This window comes from Salinibacter pepae (assembly GCF_947077775.1).
Taxonomy (GTDB): Bacteria; Bacteroidota; Rhodothermia; order Rhodothermales; family Salinibacteraceae; genus Salinibacter; species Salinibacter pepae.
In genome coordinates this window covers 1-22947 of record NZ_CAMTTE010000002.1, presented here as the reverse complement: position 1 = coordinate 22947, position 22947 = coordinate 1, and the positions used below count along the sequence as shown (strand labels likewise).

Sequence of the window (22947 nt, the reverse complement as noted above, 5' to 3'; positions counted from 1 at the left end):
GCGGCGAGTACGCCATTGTCCAGGTCCATTGGCAGCCAGAGACGACAGGCCGCCGAGGCCTATTCGAGCCAATGGGAGGAATCGAGCTCATTCACAACACCAGCTACGGCCAGCATTGGCTCGCAGGAGAGCCAATCGGCTTTAGCGCCTAAGACATTTTTCCAACCACCAACCCACTACCCACTATGGACAACCACCCCAACGTAAACGCTCTTCTGGACACCCTTGAGGCCGCTCTCAGCGAGGACGCCAGCGATGACGGCATTGAGACCGGCTTCCGAGAGACCAGCCCGGAGGGAGAGAGTCAGTATCTCTTCCTCAACCGCCAGAGCTTCGACTACGGCCACATGCTCGACGACGACCAGAACCCGATCCGGCCGCCTGCTCGCTGCGTCGCGGGCCGCGTCGAGGACGTGAGCCACTTCACGCGGACAAACGATTACGGGACGTCCCACAAGCTGCGCTTGCGCGTGGAGACGGGCGAAGGGACGATCATGATCGAGACCGGCTTCTTCACCAACACGTCGAAGAGCCTGCTCTCGGATCTTGCGGAGATTGAGAACCCTAGCTCGATCCTCACGATCGAGCCCACTCTCCCGGACGAGCGCCGCAGCGGCAACAGCCAGAACGTGCTCTTCACGGACCTGCACGAGGGCACCGAGGCGGTGATTAGCCAGCGCTACCCGGACACCGACCAGGACGTAATCGACACGTTCAAGGAGGTGCGGCAGGACGTCTTTGGGCTTCCGGCTCAGGAAGAGGACCCGCCCCGCCTTCCGAACGACAGTGGCGGCGGCCAGCAGGGCGGCAGCGGAGCTCCTCCGCGCCAGCACCTCCCAGACAATAGTGGCGGCGGCCAGCAGCGGCGCCAAGGCGGACAGCAGCCCCAGCAGCAGCCGCGCCAGGCCAGCAACGGGCAGCCACGGCAGGCTAGCAATGGCCAGCCTCAGCAAGGCGGCCAGCGCAACGGCCGGCAGCCCCAGCAAGGCGGCCAGCCTCAGCAAGGCGGGCAGCAGCCCAACCAGGCGCCGCCGAGCCGGAACGACACGGCTCAGACGCCCAACACGCCACCGCCTACGGCATGAAGCCTATGACATAGCCCGTGACACGAGGCCTGCCTGACCGGAAGCTCTTACCTACCACTTTAACGCTTACAAAAACCCAGTTACATGAAGTACAGCGACACCAAGGGCCCCATTTCTCTATCTAGCGTCCCGGAAGATGCGATTGGCTACGCTGTCCCTGGAAGCAAGAAGGACATCGAGTGTGCGGTTGTCGAGGTCACTCCGGAAATGGCAAAGGAGTGGCTGAAGAAAAACCGCTCGAACCGGAAGGTGCGGGAGGATCGCGTCGACCGGTACGCGGAGCAAATGCGCGATGGGGAGTGGATGGTAAGCCCCGACGCGATCGCGTTTTCCTATACCGACAAGCTCATAAACGGCCAGCACCGCCTGAAGGCGATCACGCAGCTCGGGCGAGGGGAGAGCGTCGAGTGCCTGGTTGCATTCGGCCTCGATCCCGACGCCTTCAAAATCGCCGACGTGGGCGTGAAGCGGACCGGCGCGGACGTGCTCCGGATCGAGGGCTTCAAGAGCGCGGAGGAGATGGCAGCCGTCTGCCGGCTTCTTGCGCTTTGGAAGCAGGGCCGGCTCGAGGAGCTGCACCGCTACGAAAACGTCAGCAACTCGGTCATCGTCGACATCGCGACGGCTTGCCGCAAGCGCCTCGTTGAGACGATCGAGAAGACCGGTTCGGACAAGGGCGCCTTGGCTGGCAAGATGCCGAGGAGCCTCATGGCATTTGCCTACTTCGCCTACAAGCCCACCTTCCCGGTGCGGGCGGACTACTTCTTCGACGGCTTCCTCTACGATAAGAACTTCCCGGCGGTCGACTGGGAAGAGGAGTACGGAGAGAAAGGCGCGAAGAACCCGATCAGCCTCTTGAAAGACAAGATGCGGAAGGGCTACGACAACCTCTCGCGGAAGGCGAAGCTCGCGCTTTTGGTGAAGGCGATGAACAGGTACTGCCTCGAGCGTCCGATGAAGCAGCTGCGCTGGCGCTCAAACGAGAGCTTCCCTGAGCTTGCGGCTAGGAAGCCTGCAGGCGGGCAGGACCTGTTCAGCTGAGCCCGAGCATCCGGTTTCAAAAACCCACACGTCCAAAATCCACACGTCAAAAACCCACACGGTAAGAAACCACACGTATGCAGTGCTTCTCCTCAGACTGGTGTAACCTCAAGTGGTCCCGGTGGCAAAACGCCGCCCGGGCCACATCGACTGGCAGGACTCCGACAACTGTTCCAGATGCGCCTGGAGTTTACCGGATCCGATCCGCTAGCCTAGGGCAAATGGTATACGTAGGCGAGTGCTCGGACTTATCGAAGCGGATCTTGGGCACCTGGGCGCGGCTAAACCGGCGTTCGGCGCGGGACTTTTCCAGCACCAAGCACGCGGCCCGGCGCCTCGCTCACCTGCGAGAAGCCTATGGGCTCGAGTACGAGATCTCCTTCTACGCGGCCCATCACGAGGGGCGGAGAGATCCTCGCTTAGACGCGGCGCAGTGGCGAAAGGGCCTCGAGTCGCGCCTGCTGTGGGAGTACCGCCTGGAGGCGCGGATGTCCTCCGTCGCAAACCACCGCCGCAGCACGGTTTGGGAAGGAGAGCAGCTCGCGGGCGAGGGCTCCAAAGTGGGATTTCCCGAAGTGGGATTCCCCTACCGGATCCGGCCGAGCAGCGCCCCTCTGCCTCGCCCAAAGCGGGAACCCCATTCTGAGCTATGGATGGGAAAACGCTGGACCTCCCTGGCCGGCTGCAGGGGCACAGGGCAGGGAATGAGCTGGAGCGCTGCGGGCAAGGAGCTGAGGGAGTCTAGAAATGGCACTCCGGTTTTGTACAAGGTGCTGGACCCCAACACCCATGAGCTTTTGCAGGTGGGATATTCGAGGCGGGGCTCGGGCGGAGCACTCGCTGCCGCCTCGCGGTTGGCCGGAGAAAAAGCGGTGGCTTGGGCTCCCCTGACCGGGGCAGGGCGGCAGGAGCATGTCCTACAGGAGCTGAAAGATGACCTCATCGGCGGCTACTTCTACCAGATGGGAAAGCCTCCTGCTCGGCAGTTTGCTGCTGAACCGAGCTCTAGTGAGTAAAAACCCGCCTTTACGGGCGGGACATCGGTCGCATTCTCGTGCCGCGTTGAGGAGTTTCGGGAGGTCCCAGGGCTCTAGGAAGCGCCGCTAGACCGGGCACCGAGACCTGAAGGTGGAAAACACACTCGCCCGAAAGACGCTCACGTCGACCTGAACGCCTTTCTGCTTCCCAGCCTGTGGCACCACCTTGGATCGGCTTTACTCTTCCCACTGAAGCGCCGGGTAGTCGCTCATTATTGCTTGTCAGGTGTCCTGGAAGTCGAAGCCGCTTGATACCTGCTACTCCTCGACCCTCAGCTCTATCATGTTCGCGCTTTTATCCAAGCTGAATGGATCAGATGGGGAGTACACGTCTCCAACCACTACCTCTTTCTCGAAGGTACTTCCTCTGAACTCAAACTCCCATATCGTCTGATACTGCTCAAATTCTTCCGGAGTCGGTCCTATTCCAAAGCTCACGCTAAATCCACTTGAGTCGCCTTGGTCTATTGTCAGGTTATCAGACGTATTTATAACCTCTGTGTCGTTTTGGTCAAGCAGGGTAAACCCAGTCACGATTACCTCTTCAGGTAAATCGTTTGAAAGGGAAAAGGAAGCCTCATCAATCGTAGACCCTATCTGAACGAGTCCTATACCCAGACTCAATCCATCTTGTGGGGTACCTACTTCCGCGGTAGCGCTAGTATTCTCCGTAATCTCTATAGTTGCTGGATTCTCGCTCTTATCTATGTCTCCAGACCACCCGAAGAATATATTCTCTCCGTTGGGAAGAACTTCAATTTCTACCTCTGAACCGAGGAGATACCCATTTTCACTCAGGTCACCAGATACCAGATTAGTCTCAATTGAGCCGTCTCCGTCGACACTCAAGTCTAGAGAGAATCTGTTCTTTACAAGCTCGAAGTCTTGACTTACTGAAGAGGCAAAGCCGACGGTTTTCTCTTCCGCCCTGAAGCTATCCGCGTTGGCCTCCACCCGTAGCTCATTGGGCGCGCTGGGTGCGTCTACAGTAAATGATGACTCATATTCTCCACTTGAGGCGGCGCTAGTTTCGAAAAGTTGATCTCCATCATCGACGCGAGTTCCAGTTATGGTAGCTCCTTCAATCGGGTCGCTGCTGCTTGAGTCGCTCACCGTCCCTGAAACAGTCACCTCGGTGGTTGCGGGTTGAAGGCTGAAGTCAGTGGTAATCTGCTGGCCGAAGCTGACGACCTGTTCTCCAGACTCGAAGTTCTCATCATCTGCCTGAATCGTGACCTCACTCGGCTCGTCAGCCACCTCAAAGGTCGCCTCGTACGTCCCATCCGAAGAGGTAGTCGCCTCGAAAAGCTGTTCACCACCGTCAGGGCGCGTGCCGGTGACAGAGGCTCCCTCAATCGGGTCTCCTGTGTCGCTGTCCGTGACCGTGCCGGAGGCCGTTGCCTCCACAGACATAACCTCAAGCGTCACGTCTTCGCTGACCGAAGGCTGGAAGCCGGTTGAGACTTCCTTGTCTACGAACCCTTCGGCAGACAGCTCCAGCCGAATCTGGTCTGGCGCGCTAGGCTCCTCGATCGTAAACGTAGCCTCGTAGCTTCCAGTGGTGTCAGTGGTGGCGGACGCCAAGGTATTTCCGTTGTCGGCCCGGAGGACCTCAACAGAGACGCCACCGATCGGCTCGTCGTTCTCAGCCGACGTGACTGTACCGGTCACCTCCACGCTTACTTCAGAAGGTTCATCCGGCTCGGGCGTGCCTCCCCCTGAGTCGCAGGAGACGAGAATTGAGAGGGAGAAAAGCGCAAGGACAAACCAAACTCGGGAAGTGCTCGACTGCATCGGCGACTGAGCGACAGGTAAGACGAGAGGCCTTGAAAACCAAGTAGTGCGGCGTGTGGACTTCGCTGCGCTGTTTGTAAAATTAGGTACCGAAAATTTCAACAATTCATAATGTTATGTCTAGGAGGTCCGTTTGCAAACGAAGCAAGGACAAAGATCGAGCCCGGACCTCTACCAAGGCCTCTGTCAAGGAAAGTCAGTCGGCGCTTGGAGTGCAGTGATGCTTTGTGTCAGTGCCCATCGCGCAGTGAGTCCCTCCCACTTGGGGAGAACCGCCTTGAAGGGTTACAGCTCAGGAGTAGCAGATGAAGAGATACCTGCGTAGAGGAGAGTTCTCTTAGGCGGAGGGGAGCCGGACCGATCGTGAATGCGTTACGCAATTCCGCCAGTTGGTGGGAATGCCGTTTAAGGCCGCGCATGCGTTACGGAAAGAGGGCAAAGCGTAACAATTGGGCGGTTGGCGGGTTCTTCCGAAGCAGAGAGTCTTGCCTCACTTCTAGACCGTTTTCCAACCCACCTCTCGCCCGATGGCCCGCCCGGACAAGCTACCTCGGGTTCTCACCGAGGAAGAAACCGATCGGCTCCTGGCTCAGCCCAACCAGCGATACTTCGGCCCCTGTCGGGACTACCTCTACATGCGGATCATGCTCAAGGCCGGTCTCCGGGCTTCCGAAGCGACGGCGCTCCGGCCCGAGCGTATTGATCTGATGAGCGGGAAGCTCATGGTCCGAGAGGGAAAAGGCGCGAAGGACCGGACGCTCTGGATCGGAGAAGAGATTCTGGAGGAGCTTCAAGGCTGGATGGACCGGCGGCAAGAGAAAGCCCCGAAAGCCGATTACCTACTACCGACGTCGAAGGGAACGCAGGTGGCGACTTCCCACCTCCGCCGGTCGGTCAAACGGTATGCCCGGGATGCAGGCATTGAAGAAGTGGAGCGCGTCTCCCCGCACACCTTGAGGCATACCTTTGCCACGCGGCTCTACCGATCGGCTGGAAAGATCCGGCTCGTCCAGAAGGCGCTCGGCCACTCCGATCTCTCGACGACGATGATCTACACGCACGTCGTGGACGAAGAACTGGAGGGAGCCATGAAGGGTCTCTGATTGGGTAAAGAGAAGGTCGTGTCTGCCCGAAAGATCGAAGCGAGGTTAGCTTCAGTCCACGGTTCTGCACACGCATCAACGTAGCAGTCTCTACACCGAGGTCGGCACAACACGGATACAGGCGACTGCCGCTCGGCTCTGCACCAGAGCACCTACACATCGAGTTCTTGAAGGCCGATATGTCCTGGATTCCAGTATCTTGGAGAGAACCTCTCCTGGTAGGTAGGGTACGCCGATCGCCGCTCTTCTATCGTAGCAAGATCCTTGAAGCTACTCCCAACGAGCACAATCGAACCCACAAGTAGCGCGCTCAGCAGAAAGTGGGGCTTGATAGCAGAACCCTTCCCCGTCCTTTGATCAGCATGTTCAGTGGGCCTGTAGCGCCCCCACGCCCATCCCCCGACAAGTGCAAGAAGCATCTGGCTTAGCGGGGCAACAATGAGTCCACTCACCATGGAGTGGGCCGCTCCCGCGAGGACAGATGCAACTAAGGACGCCCTCACGGCCTCAGAAGTCTCCACAGCGCTCTGGCTTGCCTCTTGCCTGATCCACCGCCACAGGCCCCAAACTGCAAGCCAAACCGTGGCAAGAGTGGAGGGAAGTCCCCACTCTGCCAGCCACTGCATGAGCGCGCTATGTGGGCTGGCAAGTTCGACATATGGGTACGGCGCCCAGGCAAAATGCATCGGGCCGATTCCAAAGACGGGATTTATCCATGCCATCTCCAGGCACACGCGCCAGAGCTGGAGGCGGCCGGAGTACTGATCTGGGTCTGCGAGCCTACCTGTGACTGGAGGAGCCGCGTCAGCGGTGAAAAGGAGGTAGTACAGGCCAAGTCCGGTGAGAAGGCCTGCAGACTGGACCGCAATCCAGGTTTTCGCTTGGCGCCTGAAAAAGAGACCAACACCGGCGGCACCGATGCCTACCGCGATGACAGTACCACGAACTTCGGAGGCGAGTATCAACGCCCACCACAGCGCGATCAGCATGAAGGCCAACCCTTTGCCGATCCATCGGCGTTTAGAGATAAGCAGAAAAACACCCGTAAAAAGCGGAAGCGTTACCGTCTGGTAGTGATTGAAGATCCGTATATTTACGTAGTTCGTGCCTCCGTTTGGCCAAAGCTTGACGCCAGAAACTGCAAGATGTGAGAAATATCCCGTCCCGAAGTATACAGTGTAGAGCGCTCCGCCCGAGACCACGGTACCAAGCAAAATTTGTTGCACCCGGCCAGGAGCACGGCGGACCTCAGATGCTACGATTCCCGCCACCACGAAAAGGAGAAAGAAGTGCCCCACCTCGAGAAAGGCATAGAACGGGGCTGGCGCCAACACAGAAGATAAGATCCCCAAGCCGAGCACTCCCCCCAGTCCCCACCGGGCAGTCAAAGGAAGGCTTTTGAACGTTTCCAGCCATCGGCCGCGCACCGACCCGACTCTTAGCACGCCAGCTGCCGCAGCAAGAAGAACCCCAATCTGGAGCGCTCGCTTTTCGTTGTACGGCTCCAGGGATGGAACGAAAGAAAGCGCAGGGACGAGAGCGATATACGCGCAGATCAGCACCAGGAGGAAGTCTCCCCCATCAGCGTTCTCCCAACTGAGCCATTTGAAACCAATCTCTGAAGCTCTGTCTGGATCTGGATTACTCATAGCTCGTGCGCCCTGGTGTAACTCTCGGCCTGCAGAGGGGCCATCTTGGTGCGCTAGCATACACATTCTCACTTGGCAGATTTTTCTTCTGCGCCTAACTGGGCAAGCAACTGGCTGGGCAGACATTCACAGCAAAGAAAAAGGGCGGCTCCGAACGGAGCCGCCCTTTCAGCCTGTAGCTTGCTCAGGCATGAAGACTGAAATGCTCAGGTCTCAAACGCTGGAAGCAGCACTAAACGCTTGCGGAGGAGACGATGGCAGTCTCGATTCGATCACCTGAGGCGTCCGCATCTATTCCGACCACTACATTTGCACCACCATTGTTTTCACAATCGACGGTGGCATCGACGGAGCTGAGATCGAAGGACCCAGACTCACCTGTCCCAGCTTCTATGGTGCACTCTCCGCCGTCTCCTGCACCGGGCGCATCGATGGTAGCTGAGGGCTGGCCAATTGCATTGGCCCAGGTGCCCGGACTGCCATCACTGGCGAGAGTAATTCCACCCAGCTGCGATGGCTTATCGTGGGCTCCTAAGAGATCAGACGCGATCCCAGTGCCTCGCTGCACAAGTGCGTCCTGAGAGGCCTGCGCCTGACCTTCACTGAAGGCCTGAATCCCGGCCACAGTAGCTAAGCCGACGATGACAGTCGCGAGAACGAGAAGTAAAAGCTGTTGCTGGCCCATAGGTCAATGGTGTTTTGTTCTGGAGAAGAAGAGATAACGCGGTGGAATATACTCTCCTAACCGGGTTATCGTCTGCTAGCATTGACCATTAACCACAAAAACTATGCTCTTTTGGAAAATAGAGGGTCAGTCTATGGCACGTTACCTTCAATTTACCGGATCGAGAGGGGTTATCGGCACGAGCCTCCGTCTACTGGCGCATTCGACCTTCATTGAGGCTTCCACAGCCTAAAACTCGAAGGAATAGATCTCTCTGGCTTCAGCTTCTTGAGCCTCTGCGGGCTATGATGGTAGAAAAGACACGCTCCTTCGCGTCTTGTTAGTACTTTTCTCCTGCCGAGAGCTCTCCTACCAAGAGCATAAGCTGAAGAAACCTCATCCTCAGGTTGTCGTGCACGTCAGCGTTGCTGTCCCATGCAACCACCCGCGATCGGCGGCCCTCCGCCGGCGCGGGTGCTTTTTTTTGCGTGAGTCGGGTTTTTGCGTGAGTCGGGTCCTGGTGTACCTTGCAGATAGTTTCTTCTTGTCTGGCTACTCCGGCTGGAAAGATCCGGCTCGTGCAGAAAGCACTCGGCCACTCGGACCTATCCACGACCATGATCTACACGCACGTCGTCGATGAGGAGCTGGAGACGGCACTGAAGGACCTGTAGCAGGGCTCCGAAATTCTTTCTGCCTCTGCTCTCCGGGCTTGGCGCCCGGCCCTGTGTCTCCACTTCCTTCCTCCAAGCGCCAGGCCACTTCAAGCGCCAGGCCACTTCAAGCGCCAAGCCACTTCAAGCGCCAAGCCACATGAGACATTGGGTCACGTGGTAGGGTGAAGACCTCCTCTCGGGAAAGAGGAAAGCGAACTTTTCGCGCTCAGGGCCTCTTCTATTTACCAGTTCTATTTACCAGGCTCGTGGTCACTGGACTCGTAGTCACTGGGCCTACCAGTACCGGCGGGTAGCCCGGGCATTCGAGCACGCCGCCAAAGACCTTTCGATCAGATTCGAACTGCTGACGACCTACCAGCACAATGCGGCATTGCCCGAAGTGTAGCGGACACAGGCAAATTGCGTGCGATGAGTGCGAGGGAGCCGGCGAGAAGAAAACCACCGGGCCCGGTGGGGAGACTCAGTTCCAGGCTTGCCCGGAGTGTGGAGGAAGCGGCTGGGTCGACTGCCCGCGGTGCTCCGGGCCCGACGGGCCGACCGGCTCCGATCGGGCTGGCGAGGACCTCGACCAGCTGAGCCGCGAGGAGAGCCTGTTCTGAAGAAGTACGAAGAACCGACGCGGAGAACCGACGCGGAGAACCGACGCGGAGAACCGACACGAAGAATCGACCGGGCCGGAAGGTCCTTTCGGCATGGTCCTCTACTCAGAGCTACGACCAGTACCACGGCCTCTGGTCCTGACGCGTCGGATCAGGCAGTTTTCTTTCCGAACCTCGACGAAAAACGACGGGCCGATGCGACACTTGATTACTTGCTTGTGTCCACTTCTTCTCACCGGATGTCTTGCGTTTGGTGCTGGTGCCGCTGGAGGAGCCGTGGCCGCCGGAGGTGGAGACGACCAGGTCGAGTACTACATCAACACCGAGAGCCCGCCGGATTCAATTGCGAGTGCAATGCGGGCAGAAAAGGTTATCGAAGGAATGACCGAGCCGCAGGCCCGACTGACAGTACAGGCGATGCGACGACACAAAGACGAGCCTACCCGCGAGGTAGATTTGCCCAGTGGCGGCAAGCGGCTGTACTACGTGGACACGCATTTCGGCCCAGGTACCATCATTACCTTCGGCCTAGATGGGCGCGTGACGAAGGCCGAAACGAAGCGCCAGGAAGACATTGATCTTCCTCAGTAGGGCCTGTCACAGATGATTGGCACCGTCGCCTACGGTCGGTCCGTCGAGTTGGGCCGGTTGGGCGGGTCGGAAAAGGGCGTCTTCTCCACTTCGCTCGACGCGTCGCTCTCTGCGCCGCTGGGATTGACCGATGTCACCCGGTAGTAGTACTTCGTCCCGTTCTCGGCAGTGGTGTCCGCGTAGCTGGTCTCCGCCACGCCCGTCGCAAGCGGCTCTCCTTCTGCTCCGCTTGTGGAGGAGGTGCTCCGGTACACGTTGTAGGTGTCTGCTCCAGCCGCCCCGTCCCAACTCAGAGTTACTTCTGAGTCCCCGGAGGTCCCCGCCAGCCCGCTCGGCGCAGCGAATGGGACAGCGCTTTTGGCATGCAATTCTCGAAGGCAACGGACTGACGACAGCAGTCTGGTAGGCTGTGGGGCTGACAGGCTATGAGTACGTGGCTGGAGTCATGCATCCACGCCTCAAAGTCGGCGCCAAGGCCTCCCGGCTTATCTTGGGCCTCGCGTTTTTTGCCACAGTGCTTTCCATCGGGCCTGTCGCCATCGGGGCTGTCGAGCTATCGGGGCTGTCGAGAGGCCGTAGCTGAAAAGGAATTTCCGTGGCACTCATCCGAGTGGGCACCCTCACTGCGGTATCGTGAAAGATTTTCCGAGGAGCTCTCCGGAGCCGGTTTTATGAGGACGGTTTTCCGGGAGCCAGAAGCTCCACCCCAGAGCGGCGGGGCCAGTCGGGCACGGGACATTGGGCATTGTTCACAGGCCCGCAGGGCAGAAGAGACTTACGGGCCCGCCTCCGAGAGAAACCGCCTCTGGTACCGGACCGTCCAGGCGCGGAGCGGGAGCTCCTCCTCGCGGGCGGAAATCGTCTTCCAGGCCGCCTTCTCGCTTTTGAACTGCCCAACAATGACGCGAAAGTAGCGGCCGCTCTCGAGATCAGCTTCCATGACCTCTACTGGCATGCGGTCGGCCCCGAATTGGCCCCGGTACCGCCGAGCGACAACGTCGGCCTTTTCGGCACTCCGCATGGAGGCAACCACGATGCCCCACTGTCCGGGACGATCCGTCATCACCGCCGATCCGGACCTTTGTGCCTCCTGTGAGTTTTGAGACGATGCAACCATGGCCGGCATCTCCGCCTCAGACGAGTCGGACGAGGATGAATCTGTAATCGTCACCGTCGCTGACGCGCCAGCCTCCTGTTCGCCCTGCCCTACAGAGACCCGCACGGTATAGGTGCCCGGCCGCTCGTAGGTGTAGGTGGCGACCAGCTCTGACCGCCTCGCCAAGTGCTTGGAGATCATCTCCGCGGCCGGGTCGGTGGTGACGCCTTTGGGCCTGTCTTCTCCAAATTGCCACCGGTAGGGAACGGAGGAACCCAGCCCTTCTCTCTTGATCGACGCCGTGTACGTCACCGGCTCCCCAGCGTATGCTCTTGTTGGTCCATCAAGAGTAGCTACCCGCAGGCCCTCCGACGAAGCATCCGCCGAAGACGGCGAAGCGGAAGACGACTGCGCGGGCGCCTCTTCGTCTCCGACCCGATCAGTGCCTTGAGCTTGAGCTGGCAAAGCAACCACGGCAGCCAGAAGAAAAATGGCAAGAAGTGAGGCCCAAGTCTTCGGCGGCTTGGAAGCAAGATTGATAAGTCGCATATTTCTGAATCTGCTCAGGTATCGGCTAAAGGACTACTGCGAGAACAGAGGGAGATGCTGGGCGGTATCTTCTTCCCCAAATATCCCCAACGTTAGTCTTCGTGGATCCCTGGCAGAACCTTAAATATCAAGAGGCGCAATGGTGGTGACAGTTGCCCATCCCCGAGCAAGAGGTGAGCTTAGGAGGATGGAGATTGCAAAGTTTACTCCCTTAGACGGATGACCATGGCCGAGGCTGAGAAACTGAAGGAGCAGACCGTCGGCAGTGTTGGTCCGCCGAAGAAAGACCGCAAGCTCCAGCGACCACTCAGTCGAGATTTATATGAAGAAAAAATAAGATCGGGCGCCTCTTTGGTCGAGTCAAACACTACTGTCGAATTGCCACCTGTTACGAGAAGACCGTACTCCAGGTACATGGTAATGCTGCACTTGGTATCGACGATGGTGGCATGGCTTCTGTGGCTGTCAAGCGAAATTTCCATTTGCCAGCACGACCTAAGTGACCTTCATCAACCAGGACGTTTTTACCGGATGACAATGATTTTCTAAGTTCGGGTCTTCCCGTGCTCCCCTCCATCCGTCTGAAGCACACTCCTGCCGGATCTGAGCGCCGAGTCGTCTGCTGTGCCCATGAGCCCCAAATTTCTGGTGTCGTTACTCGTTCGTTTCAGAGGCCTGCCCCACCCAAGCCACTTCTTTTTGGAGAGGGAATATCTTTTGCTCTTTTGCTAATCCTCTGATGCACATAACGCTGGAGCTTCTGCGCCACTGAAACCTCCGCGCCATTGGAGCTTCGCCCGCTTGGCCTCGGCACAAGTCGACCTGGTGTCTGCCTAGACCAGGGACTGCTTACACTAGGGACTGCCTGTATCAGGGACTGCTTCCTCCCAAAGCCTGCTTCCTCCCAAAGCCTGCCTCCTGCCAGGAGCCCTTCGATGGAGCCCCGGGCCGAGAACGATCTTGAAAAGCCGGTGCTCATCTGGCCGACTCGATCCTACGCCGACACAAACTACCTGCAGCTGTGCTGTCCTTCATTCTCGTTGTAGCCACGCTAGGCGGCCTCGCGTACTACTTTTTCCGCGGCGAAAAGACCGAAGAGCCCAAGCAAACTGGACCGAAGGGCACCGCCAATCGAAACCGCACGCTCGACCGCCGGGCGCCAGGGGAGACCGGTCGGCCGGAGATCCACCGGCCAAAGGTCGAAAGTGCAGCGGCGGAGACGCTCCGGCGCGCTGAAGGCCGGGCCGAGGACCTCCTCCGGCGGGGAGGAGAAGAGAAGCTGGCGTGGGAGTCCTACTTTCTCGCCGAGTCGATCCAGGAGATGTTCGCCCGCAGCGAGTTTTTCGAGGGGAGGCGGCGCTTCGACTCGTTCCGGACGGCCCTCAAGGCCGCCGAGGACGCGAGGGACAAGCTGATCGAGAGCCGAAGAGAAGAGGCGCGCCGGAAAGAGATGGCCAGTGCCGAGGGGCCGGGCCACCTCAGAGACATGTACGTCCGAAACGCGGTCGAGAGCACGCTTGTGGTCGCGTGGTGCGCGGGTGGGCTTCTGGGGAAGAGCAGGCGCGAGTCGGCCCGGGAGGCGTTTTGCGTTTCCGTCTCGGCGGAGGAGGTGCAGGACTGGAGCCGGTTTGACCGGCTGCTCCGCAAGGAACGGGAGCGTTGCATGGCAGAGAATCATCCCGAAATCAGAGAGTAGGTCCCGTAGGATCCCAGGGGCTTTGAGGGCGCAACTCGGGATAAGGCTACCAGCCCTGAAGACCACCGGCCTTGAAGATACCAGCACTGAGGCTACCTGTTGAAGACCGACGTGAGGCCTCCTTGGGCCTTTCTGGACACCTGTTCTTACCGCCCTCTGGGAGCACCGCACCGTTTTCACAGTTTTGCCTTTTCAGTTGCGCCCTTCCCTGTGGAGCGAAAGTGAGCCCCTGAAACTGAGGACAAGTGGCTCCGATGTTGCCGACGTCCTGACAGTTTCGGCGCTCCCTTTCGTGCCAGGATGTCGAAAGCGAGACCCGTTTTATGGCTCACATGGCGGCCGTGTGAGCTGATTAGCGAAGTCCTGACCGAGGGTTACTCCACCGTCACGCCTGCCCCTTGACGACCCGGGGTGGGGTTTTTATATACTGCCTATGGCCGTGTGACGATGATTTTAGAACTGGCCCGCTACCCTCTGTGGAGCGGACCGGTTCCCATCGTCTGCGCTGGCCTTACAGGCTCGTTTCGGAGCTTATCCCCCGCCCGCTCCGAGGCGAGTCTTTTTATGTATACAACTGGTTTTGGCCTGTCTCAGAGCTCCCGCGCCTGCTACCGCAGACCCTCTGAGGCAGGCCATTCCTGCGTTTGGCCATTTCTGCGTTTGATTCTACTCTCCGTCTGATTCTGCGCCTGCGGCATCCGTGCCCGTGGCATCTGTGCCCGAAAGTCCTCCACCGCACCCCGTTTCATTTTTAACTTTTGGTTTGTTTATTAACCGGCGCGTGGCACTTTCACTTAGTCGGTGGGGTTGTCGCGCTGCCCGGCCCGCAAAGGCCGGGCTTTTTTTGATCGGATTGAGGCTATGGTGTGGAAGTGAGCCTGTGGCATGGGACATCGGAGAAGGTAGACATCGGCAAAGACAGGCATCGGCAAGAACGGAAATCGAGAAAGATGGAAATTGAGAAAGATGGAAAGTCGGAAAAGAGAGGGTAGATGCCGGCAGGGCGCCGTGTCTATAGGTTGGCTCTTTCGCTTCATCCCATCACAGTTTTTCAGAGGCCTTTCCTCCTGTGCACACTCCCGACCACTGTCACGTCCTTCCCGCTGGCATCGACCCGATCCCTGCTCCAGACACAAATGAGGAAGCGAAATTGCTCTGCCTGCTGTTGGACGCCGGGCTGTACCCGACGTGTGGTGACGTGACCTGTGGCAACGTGAAATGCAGCGATGCGGCGGGTGGCGATAAGACAGGTGGTGGGACAAGCCTGACGAGAGACTGGACGGATGCCGGGTGAGAGTGAGCCGCCGGCGCTGCCCGGGCGCTCTTCCTCACGCGGAATCTCTTCAGGCCGCAAGTCATCTGGGGCGAAGGCTCCGGGCTCCACCGCCGCAGGCACAGGCTCTTCGGCGGGATGATCTTCCGGAAGGTGCTTTTGTCCCGCAAGACCGCTCCCACCGGCCTGCTCGCGGTTTGGAAAACACGGCTTGGCCGGCTAACCAGCCTTGGCAACAGGTAGTTCGTCCCATCGGGTCGCGTGCCGCGGAGATCGCCGCTGGCGCTTCATCGTCCACTCCCGCTCGAGGTGCCCCTTTCCCTCAGGAAGGCCCGCCGCAGCGAGCCCGATGGCTTCCTTCCCGTACTCCTGGTTTATTCGGTCCACCGCTTCCATCAGATCCTCGTCCTTCTTCCTCTCCTGGCCGAATAACCCAGGCTGGTGCGGGCGGCTCGGGCGGATGTCGTAGAGGCAGACGCCCGCCTTCTTGTAGCCGTGGCCGCTCCGGTAGATCGGCTCTAAAAGCCGCCGGGAGGCTCCCGAAAATGATCTAGATAGCGAGCAGTCCCGCATCGAGCGTAAGCTCAAGCAAGTCGCCCGCGACCGTGCCGACCATCTCGACAATTCAGTAGCTCCGGCTCTCTCGGGCGAGTCCAATACGCAAGCCCTCCGAGACCGCGCACTTCGGTTTCAGCGCGACAGCATCGAAGCCTTCTGCGGCGCGAGCCTTTAAGCCGCGCCCAATTGATGCAGGTGGAGCGAGAGGAGTGTCGCTTCAAACAATCCAAACAAGATGACTTACCAGTCGAAAAACAGGTACAGCCGTCGGGGTTGGAGCGGGCACTGCAGCAGGTGCCGCGACCACTGCGAGCACACTCGGGGCACCCAAGACCGTCGGGACAAGCATTCTGATCGGTGAGCTCAGCCTCTTCATAGGTGCTGGTGCCCCCGCAATGCTGAGCGATAGTGAGAGCAGCGGCAGATCGCAACGCGAGTCCCGCTACGTCGACACTGATGAGACTATCGACAATCAGGAGGCCCCGAATGCACTAAACGGATTCACTGATCGTCTTCAGTCTTCTGCCCGTCAGGTAAGCAAAGGCATCATCGGGTCTACCAAAGAATCGGTTCTTGGTCTCGTTGATCAAAGTATTCAGAATTGGCGTTGCCTCATTTAGCAGATCAAGGGACCTGCGGCAAAGCAAGCAAGAGCAACAAGACATCCGCACCGGTTTGGCCGATCAAGAGGAACGGGCGCAGGCCCTACGCGGACGGCACAAGGAGTTGATGAACGATACCGAACCCACCGCGGTGTAGACGAACCTAGTAGAAAGGTTGTCGAGGCGTGGCTTCAGAGAAACTCGCACCCAGTAACCTCTTAGGTCTCCCAACTCTTGGATTTTAATCTGCCTGACTTTTACCTACTAATTTTTTCAAAATTTCATATCATAATTTTTGTTACTTTGTATTAATTTTGGATTATACGTACATAATGTTGTTATCGACTTTATACCCTAAAATTTTTTACAAAATATTTTTCGTTGGTATTAATATTTTGCCTTACTTATTTATTCCCATTTCACTTTTATACTCTTTGACTACTTGGTGTCGAGTCAGAACTTCGCGGACTACATTTCCAGGAGTGCCCCCCGCCGATAAGTGGTTTCTAGCGAGTTCGTTGATGGCTGGCATCACATTTCGAACAAATTCTTTAGCTAACCTCCATCCTTTGGCAAAAGGCCCGTTTTGGAGCGAGTCGCTTTCTGAGTCTTCTCTCTCATAATATACTGCCACAATTTTTGCTTTTATCAGATCCCCCGAGATCCTAGGATAAAGACTTTCTACCTTATCAAAGCGCCCATGTGCTGCCAACTCTACTGCTCTTGGTTTTCCCGGCTTTTGAAGGTAGCTGTACCCTTTTACATGGTCGTGTGCAACTCCTGCTAAAGAACACACAGTAGAAATCCAAGAGTAGCATATATCGTCAATTCCACTGACTTCGACTCGTCCACTAGCAATCATGTCGTTAGCTCCCGGTATGAGGTCGTTGAGTTCACTTCCAACCTCGATTCTGTCTACTTTCGTTTCCTGACTGAGACAGACGTGAGCGGCTGCGTGAGCAGCCTCGTGGTGATGCATTTCATTCTGAAGTTCATGCAGCTCATTACGGTCCATGTCAATGATAGAGAGATTGAGCAAACGGATCGATTAAGGAAGGCTTGCACGGGCAAAAGGAAATCGCAGAAGCTCCAAGAAGAGTGAGGTCAAGCTGAGTAGAGGTGTAGGTATTAATAAGTGAGCGAACGACCTAACATTCCGATCTACCCGACTCACTGGCAGTCAGTAAGCCCGCTCAATTCGACTGTTTTCAGCTTGTTCAGAGTGACCAATCACAATCAATCGTAAGATGCCCTAACAAAGATGGCCCGGCCGTGGTCGCGGCCGGGCCGTGGTTCATTCATTAAGGGAGTCGCTGTTACAGCATGTTGTCCTCGAAATGCTCGTCGTCTTCGAACCCAAGAAGCTCGTTGCGGCTCTCTGTTCCCTCGTATTGAGTGTATTGGTCTCCGTTTTCATCCTCGTAGGTTCGATAGTGGTGAACGCCTTCGCCATCAGTTTCCGTACGGTGATCTACCTCGCGATCTTCAGGGCTCTTTTTAGACATATCTGTGACTGTCTTTTACTAAAGAAGAACGTATCGTGAAGACAGCACGGTGCGGATAATTGTTTCAGGCTTAGCTTATACCAGACCATCCTTGCCTCCTCACCAAGCAGGCAGAAAGCATCGATTTGATGTTCGACCATCCGATCTCATATATTTACGATCAACGTACTGGCGCATGTCTCCCAACATGGGCCCACGGTCGAGCAAGGTTTGGGACACTGAACTCGGTCGTCGCGAATGGAGTACGTCCGAAATACTTAAACTACCCCAATCTGGAGAGCCTCCAGGTGGGGGCGCCAGCAGGTCTTTCCTGCCTGCGCTGTCGGGTGCCTGACTCCATTCCAGGCATTGTCCCCAAGCTTCCGGCAGCCAGCGCCCCGACTTGGAGGCTTTCGTTTTGGAAGCGATGATTTTCCCGACGAAGCGACCACATGCAGACCTGAAAACCCCATAACTCACAAAAAAAGCCCACCGACTGGTTTGGGTCAGTCGGCGGGCAGAAGTCCATTTCGGACCTAACAAGACATACGCTGCGACGTAATGCCTTGTCTCTTAAAAAGCGCAAGGGCCAAGCCGGGTTCCAATTCTCCGGCCGATCCGCCTCGGAAGGCGGCGCCCCCGAGCCCTCAATTTACCGAATCGCAACAGTCTCCCTCGCCCGGCGGCCCTGACCGGAAGGGAAGATCCTCCGACGCGGCCGATCGGCCGTCGCCAGGGGAGCTACCTCTCGAGGAGCAGTCGCCGGGAGAGCTATCCCCACAGGAGCTATCCCCAGAGGAGCTGCCCTCGGAGGAACTGTCGCTTGACGCCACCGAGCCGTTCCCTCCAGGTCTCTTCCGCATGCCGGTCCCGAACGCGGTGTTCGGCCGCATGCCGGAAATGTCCGATTCCGCTCTGCGGTGCCTTCTGGGCTTGATCCACCTCTCCTTCCGGTTCCATCCAGCCGAGGGCAAGTGGACCTGCACCGAGGACTGGCTCTCTCGAAGCGACGTCGAGGCGGCCAGTGGCCTGTCGGACCAGGGCACGCGCAACGGGCTTTCCGAGCTGGAATCTATTGGATGGGCCCGCGCAGATCGCAGCGGCCGGAGTTACCACTACCAGCTGGCGCTGGGCGTCCCGACAGCGCGGTTTACGCAGGTCCCGACCGCCCTTCTCGAGGAGCTCCCTACGCTTGACACTGGAGCGGGTCTGCGGGTCGTGCTCGCGGTCCTCCGCGGGACGTGGGGATGGACCTCCAAGGAGATGGATCCGCAGAGCGGCGCACTGCAGGCCGTCCACGACCGGTGGACTGAGCTTTCCAGCCGGGCGCTGGCGAAAATGACCGGGCGGTCGAAAACGGCCGTGACCCGAGCCGCGAAGGCCCTCCAGGGGAAGTGGATCGGGCGGGTCCGCCCGGAAAACGGGGCATGCAAGTACCGCTTCCTGCCTGAAGCGGTCGGAGATGCCTCAAGTAGAAGCTCAAGTAGCAATTCAAGTGGCAGTTCGAGTGACAGTTCAAGCGAGAATTCGGAGGACTCGGGTTTTCGTTGCAGAGGCGACGCCAACGATCTGACCCCCGATCGCCAAAATTCTGACCCCCCTTCCTCTTATAAAAAGAGTTCTTCTAAAGACAAACATAGCCAGCCTTCAAGCAAGAACAAGCCGAAGCAGGGGGTAGAGCCGGCGTTAGGAAAAGGCAATGCTGTGCCGGCTGATCAATCTAATGGAACAGGTCGGCCACCACCAGACAAAGACCAGCACGAGCGCCAGGCGTCTGGGAGAGGTTCTCCATCGGCCGACTTTGGCAATCTCCCACCCGAGAAGCAAGACTTAGCCGAAAAGCTCGCCAACGTCGGCGTCTGGGCCGGCCGCATCGCCGAGCTTCTGTCCCGATTCTCTCGCGCTCGGGTCCGGGCCAACTTCGAGCTCTACCGCCAGCGGGCCGCCGAACAGACGATCCGCAAGCCCGGCGCCTGGCTCCACGAGGCCATCACCGAAGGATACGCCCTCCAGCCCTCCGGAGAAGAGAACCCCGGCGAGCCCTCGAAAGAGAGCTCTCTTCCACCCTTGGAGCACAAAGAGACCGTTTCAGAAGCGGAAAAGGAAGGGTACACTGCTCAGGGTATCCCGGAGGACCGATTTCATCGGTGTCTGTCTGGCCCTAGCGGTGGAAATGGCCCCCAGTACATGTATTTCGATCCGGAGGTTGGAGAACCGGCCGACCGGAGGCCAACTGGCCGAAAGCCAACTGGCTAAAGGTCTCCTGAGCCAAAGTGACTTTGGAGGATGGCCTTGGAGGGTGGCCTTGGAAAGTAGGTCCTTCCAGAACGGACTCGCCCGCAATGGCGAAGGCCCGCAATGGTGAGGGGATAGACGCGACCTTCTCAATCTTGCCACTCCAGTCTTGCCTCTCCAGTCCTGTCTCTCTGGTATCGCGGCCGAACCGCTAGCTTCCTCTCAGGCCGACTACGACTCCTATACCCAGGCCCGTCCCGATTGCGTTGAAGACCATATCTGCTCCACTGAACCGATTGCCGATCTTCGAGCGGTCATACAGCTCCTTCAACAGCCCTGCCGTAAGGGCACTCCCACCAGCCGCCACGAGGCACCTGCGGTGCGGCCAGCCAGCAGCTCCTCTAATCCCGTAGTACGTGCCAACGGCAATGCCCATGGAGACAAGCGTGTGCAGGGTCTTGTCCCCAGCTCCCGCTTGCCGGGGTGGTGCTCCCCTGGCCCTCGGGCTCCCGTAACGCAGCTCGAACGCGATGCCTCGGGCAGACAGGGAAGAATCCGGTGGGAGAAGATTCGCTGGGGGAGGATTCGCTGGAGAACTGCTCTGACCGACTGCTGGTGAGGCGACAGAAAGAAATATGGCCGGAAGAAACGCTCCGATGAGCAGGTATGGAAGGTTGCGCATGACCAACGCCGCCGTATTGCCTTTCAAGCCAGAGGATATACTTTCTCTGATTGGATCAATTGCCGTGGTAAGACAGCAAGAAGGTTCGGATTAGGTACTGGTGTTTGCAGCACCTAAGTAATTTCCGTTTTTGCAATAACGGCGTTTGTTTCTCTATCCCCCCTGCTAGCCCTGTGCCTATCGGCTCCGCAGCCGCCGGGTCGTCCACTCGTCTGAGTCGAGTCCCTCGACATCCTCTGCCCGGCGGCGAATGGCGTGGTTGATGGCCTGGGGCTGGATGCCCGAATCTTTCAGTTTGCCTTGTGGCGTAAGTGATCGGAAGAGCGGTCCTTCTGCCAGATCCCCGCGCACGATCCACGACGCCACCGCTTGGGCCGGACAGTAGCGGAGCTCCGGCTCTCGCCTGAGGTGAAGTACCGACTCGAGATTGCCCTCGTCGTCTCGAAGACCGATCTGCAGTGGCGCCTCCTTTGTCTTGCTGGACTCGCTCTGGAGGAAAACATCTTCGCTGCGCAAATGGACATCCTCTACGCGTATGCCGACAACATCGGTGCGGGTGGCGCTGGTTGTCGCGATTAAAAGAAGCAGTGGGCGGTTGCGCATCGTCTTACGGTCAAAGCCAGGCTCAGGGATGAGATCTTGCTGAGCCGGGCTCAGGTCCTCAGCACTGGAGACCTCCTGCGGGAGATATTGCATATCTCTGCGGAAGAGCTCCTCCTCACTCATGTCCTCCCTGCCACGGCGGCCCTCGAAATGGTTTTTGAGGAGTTCTAAGCCGTTTTCGATAACCTCAGCGGCCCCATGGTCGCTTCCGATTGGGCGTGAAGCCGATTCCTCCTCTTGCTTCTGCTTCCGCACCTCCGCCCACGTCTTCCGCACCTCTGATTGCTCAAAAGGGTCGCGCATGTCATAGTGCAGATGTACGAGTCGTATCGCCTGTCGCCGGCCTGTGAGCGTCGACCAGGCCATGTCTTTCCGGTCCTGAAGGTAGCCAGCGATCGCCTCGAATGGAGGTAAGGGGAGGCCTTCTTCCTCGAGTCGCAGCTCCCACGCATCGGCATTTCTAGTGCCCGCCCACCAGGTCAAAAAGTCCCGCCAGGCCGCACGGTACGATTGAAGAGTGGTGGTGCTATACTGGGACTCGCCGCTCTCAAGGGCACTCTCGATGCGGTCGGGAAGCTGGCTTGGCATAAGGTGAATGGCGTGAAGATCACTTGCGATGTGTGACTAAAGAGTTGTACTCGTACCACCCACGGCAGTTTCTCGGAACCCAACTATGGCATTAACGTGTCAAGATACCACGCAAAAAAAACGCCCCGACCCGCGCAGGGCCAGGGCGCCACGTAACCTAAAGCATCGGCAGTTCCAGCTGCCGCGCACCAATCACTCCAGAGAGAAAAAGAAACTGATGCGATGACTTGTACTGACATAGCGGAAACAGTTCCCACCGAGGAGGAGCTTGCTGAGCGACTTTTCACTATCGCTGAGAACCGTCCAGACGGCACGGCCGAGGCGGCGTGGATCAAGATGTGTCTCGTGCTTGGAAGACGTGTGGGCGCTCGTGGGCGCCTCTACAAGAAGGCGGTAACGCTTTCCAGCGCGGCGGAAACCATCGAGTGGAAAGAGGAGAACTCCGTTCCGGCTGTGCTCGGCTTCGAGACAAGCTATGATCGGAATAAAGGTCAGGTCCAACGGGCGAAAACGCATGTCCGCGTAGGCGAGGTTGAGATCGACGCGGTGGATCTCTGCGAGGGCCTCGGTATCGACTACAGCTCCGCGGCGGAAGCGGCAGCCGGAGCGGAGACTCGGCGGGAGCTTACGGATGCCCTGGTGGAGGCCGAGGCATCGGCCAGGGCAGCAGGAGGTGGTGGAGGGAAGCGGGGCGAGGGCTCCGGCGGAGGTAGGGATAGAAGCGGGATTATGGACCGGTGTTGCCTTGGGTCATCACGTTTCCTGCAAGGCTCCCGGGGTATACAGGGTGTAGGTGTTGTAGATAGTAACGATACCCGTTCTTGTAAGTGTAGGCTTCCCAACAGCTTAGCGGAATCGAAGACGCTTAGTTTGTTGGAAGCCAAAATGTGCTATCACGACACTCCGGCGTGTAAAAAAATGGACATGCCGGGTTCAGAGGGTGCTGGCAATGTCAGCATCCCAGTGTTGGTCCGCAGGGCGCTTGCACGGCGCACATGCGAGTACGCGACCCGGCAGATGATCTACCAGTACGTGCCGGAAGCAGAGGAGGACCCAGTGCTCTTTCGTTGGTGCGTGTACGCCCTGTGGACGACGTGGACCGACCAGACCACACACCGGCGCGTCATCCACCACAAGATCCTCCACTGGATCGGCCACTACCGATTCCAAAGCGGGAAGGGCGTTCTCCAGTACGTCAAGGATCGGCTTCCGAGCACGGAGCACTCCAACACCTGGGTGGTGGGCCAGCACACGCGGCAGATCATCCGTGACGGGCTCCCAGAGGAACTTTGGAAGGCGGTCGACGAGGATCTGAGCACACCTCCGGGCCAGTACCAAGAC

17 protein-coding genes are annotated in these 22947 nt (G+C 58.3%); 8 read left to right on the top strand and 9 right to left on the bottom strand.

Annotated elements, in window-relative coordinates; genetic code table 11:
- Positions 1-185: 185 nt before the first annotated feature.
- Positions 186-1085, top strand: coding sequence for a hypothetical protein (locus OJA40_RS15185; protein ID WP_263811047.1), 900 nt, complete (start codon positions 186-188; stop codon positions 1083-1085).
- Between the two features lie 84 nt (positions 1086-1169).
- Positions 1170-2126, top strand: a complete 957-nt coding sequence (locus OJA40_RS15180) for a ParB N-terminal domain-containing protein (RefSeq protein ID WP_263811046.1) — start codon at positions 1170-1172, stop codon at positions 2124-2126.
- A gap of 1295 nt (positions 2127-3421) precedes the next feature.
- Here OJA40_RS15180 and OJA40_RS15175 read toward each other — a convergent pair.
- The gene (locus OJA40_RS15175) at positions 3422-4957 is read right to left on the bottom strand and encodes a carboxypeptidase-like regulatory domain-containing protein (RefSeq protein ID WP_263811045.1); all 1536 of its coding nucleotides are present in this window, start codon (positions 4955-4957) and stop codon (positions 3422-3424) included.
- A 527-nt stretch (positions 4958-5484) separates the two neighbouring features.
- Here OJA40_RS15175 and OJA40_RS15170 point away from each other — a divergent pair.
- Positions 5485-6060 (top strand): tyrosine-type recombinase/integrase, encoded by a 576-nt coding sequence (locus OJA40_RS15170; RefSeq protein WP_263811044.1) that lies wholly within the window; start codon positions 5485-5487, stop codon positions 6058-6060.
- A 152-nt stretch (positions 6061-6212) separates the two neighbouring features.
- Here OJA40_RS15170 and OJA40_RS15165 read toward each other — a convergent pair whose 3' ends face one another.
- Both OJA40_RS15165 and OJA40_RS15160 read right to left on the bottom strand, forming a co-directional pair.
- Positions 6213-7709: an O-antigen ligase family protein gene (locus OJA40_RS15165; protein ID WP_263811043.1), complete on the bottom strand. Its 1497-nt coding sequence runs from the start codon at positions 7707-7709 to the stop codon at positions 6213-6215.
- Positions 7710-7941: 232 nt separating this feature from the next.
- Positions 7942-8394 (bottom strand): hypothetical protein, encoded by a 453-nt coding sequence (locus OJA40_RS15160; protein ID WP_263811042.1) that lies wholly within the window; start codon positions 8392-8394, stop codon positions 7942-7944.
- A gap of 557 nt (positions 8395-8951) precedes the next feature.
- On the opposite strand from OJA40_RS15160, the gene OJA40_RS15425 reads away from it, so the two are divergent.
- Together OJA40_RS15425 and OJA40_RS15155 are read left to right on the top strand one after the other, a co-directional pair.
- Positions 8952-9047 carry a hypothetical protein gene (locus OJA40_RS15425; RefSeq protein WP_341481576.1) on the top strand — a complete coding sequence of 32 codons (96 nt, stop codon included), beginning with the start codon at positions 8952-8954 and terminating at the stop codon, positions 9045-9047.
- Between the two features lie 878 nt (positions 9048-9925).
- The gene (locus OJA40_RS15155; RefSeq protein ID WP_263811041.1) at positions 9926-10240 is read left to right on the top strand and encodes a hypothetical protein; all 315 of its coding nucleotides are present in this window, start codon (positions 9926-9928) and stop codon (positions 10238-10240) included.
- Between the two features lie 29 nt (positions 10241-10269).
- On the opposite strand, the gene OJA40_RS15150 is transcribed toward OJA40_RS15155, so the two are convergent.
- Both OJA40_RS15150 and OJA40_RS15145 read right to left on the bottom strand, forming a co-directional pair.
- Positions 10270-10608 (bottom strand): SaeA-related protein, encoded by a 339-nt coding sequence (locus OJA40_RS15150; protein ID WP_480918974.1) that lies wholly within the window; start codon positions 10606-10608, stop codon positions 10270-10272.
- 407 nt (positions 10609-11015) lie between these two features.
- Positions 11016-11885 (bottom strand): PKD domain-containing protein, encoded by an 870-nt coding sequence (locus OJA40_RS15145; protein WP_263811039.1) that lies wholly within the window; start codon positions 11883-11885, stop codon positions 11016-11018.
- 1021 nt (positions 11886-12906) lie between these two features.
- On the opposite strand from OJA40_RS15145, the gene OJA40_RS15140 reads away from it, so the two are divergent.
- Entirely contained in the window at positions 12907-13581 is a 675-nt protein-coding gene (locus tag OJA40_RS15140) for a hypothetical protein (protein ID WP_263811038.1), read from the top strand.
- 1492 nt (positions 13582-15073) lie between these two features.
- On the opposite strand, the gene OJA40_RS15135 is transcribed toward OJA40_RS15140, so the two are convergent.
- From OJA40_RS15135 to OJA40_RS15125, 3 genes are all read right to left on the bottom strand, one after another.
- Complete coding sequence (locus OJA40_RS15135) at positions 15074-15427, bottom strand: DUF4113 domain-containing protein (RefSeq protein WP_263811037.1); 354 nt, start codon at positions 15425-15427, stop codon at positions 15074-15076.
- A gap of 987 nt (positions 15428-16414) precedes the next feature.
- Positions 16415-17029, bottom strand: coding sequence for a hypothetical protein (locus OJA40_RS15130; protein WP_263811036.1), 615 nt, complete (start codon positions 17027-17029; stop codon positions 16415-16417).
- 301 nt (positions 17030-17330) lie between these two features.
- Entirely contained in the window at positions 17331-17519 is a 189-nt protein-coding gene (locus OJA40_RS15125) for a hypothetical protein (protein ID WP_263811035.1), read from the bottom strand.
- 840 nt (positions 17520-18359) lie between these two features.
- On the opposite strand from OJA40_RS15125, the gene OJA40_RS15120 reads away from it, so the two are divergent.
- Positions 18360-19754, top strand: a complete 1395-nt coding sequence (locus tag OJA40_RS15120; RefSeq protein ID WP_263811034.1) for a replication protein — start codon at positions 18360-18362, stop codon at positions 19752-19754.
- 838 nt (positions 19755-20592) lie between these two features.
- Here the strand turns inward: OJA40_RS15120 and OJA40_RS15115 are convergent.
- The gene (locus OJA40_RS15115) at positions 20593-21606 is read right to left on the bottom strand and encodes a site-specific integrase (protein WP_263811033.1); all 1014 of its coding nucleotides are present in this window, start codon (positions 21604-21606) and stop codon (positions 20593-20595) included.
- A 222-nt stretch (positions 21607-21828) separates the two neighbouring features.
- On the opposite strand from OJA40_RS15115, the gene OJA40_RS15110 reads away from it, so the two are divergent.
- Positions 21829-22947: hypothetical protein (locus OJA40_RS15110; protein WP_263811032.1), on the top strand; the 1119-nt coding region annotated here is incomplete at its 3' end.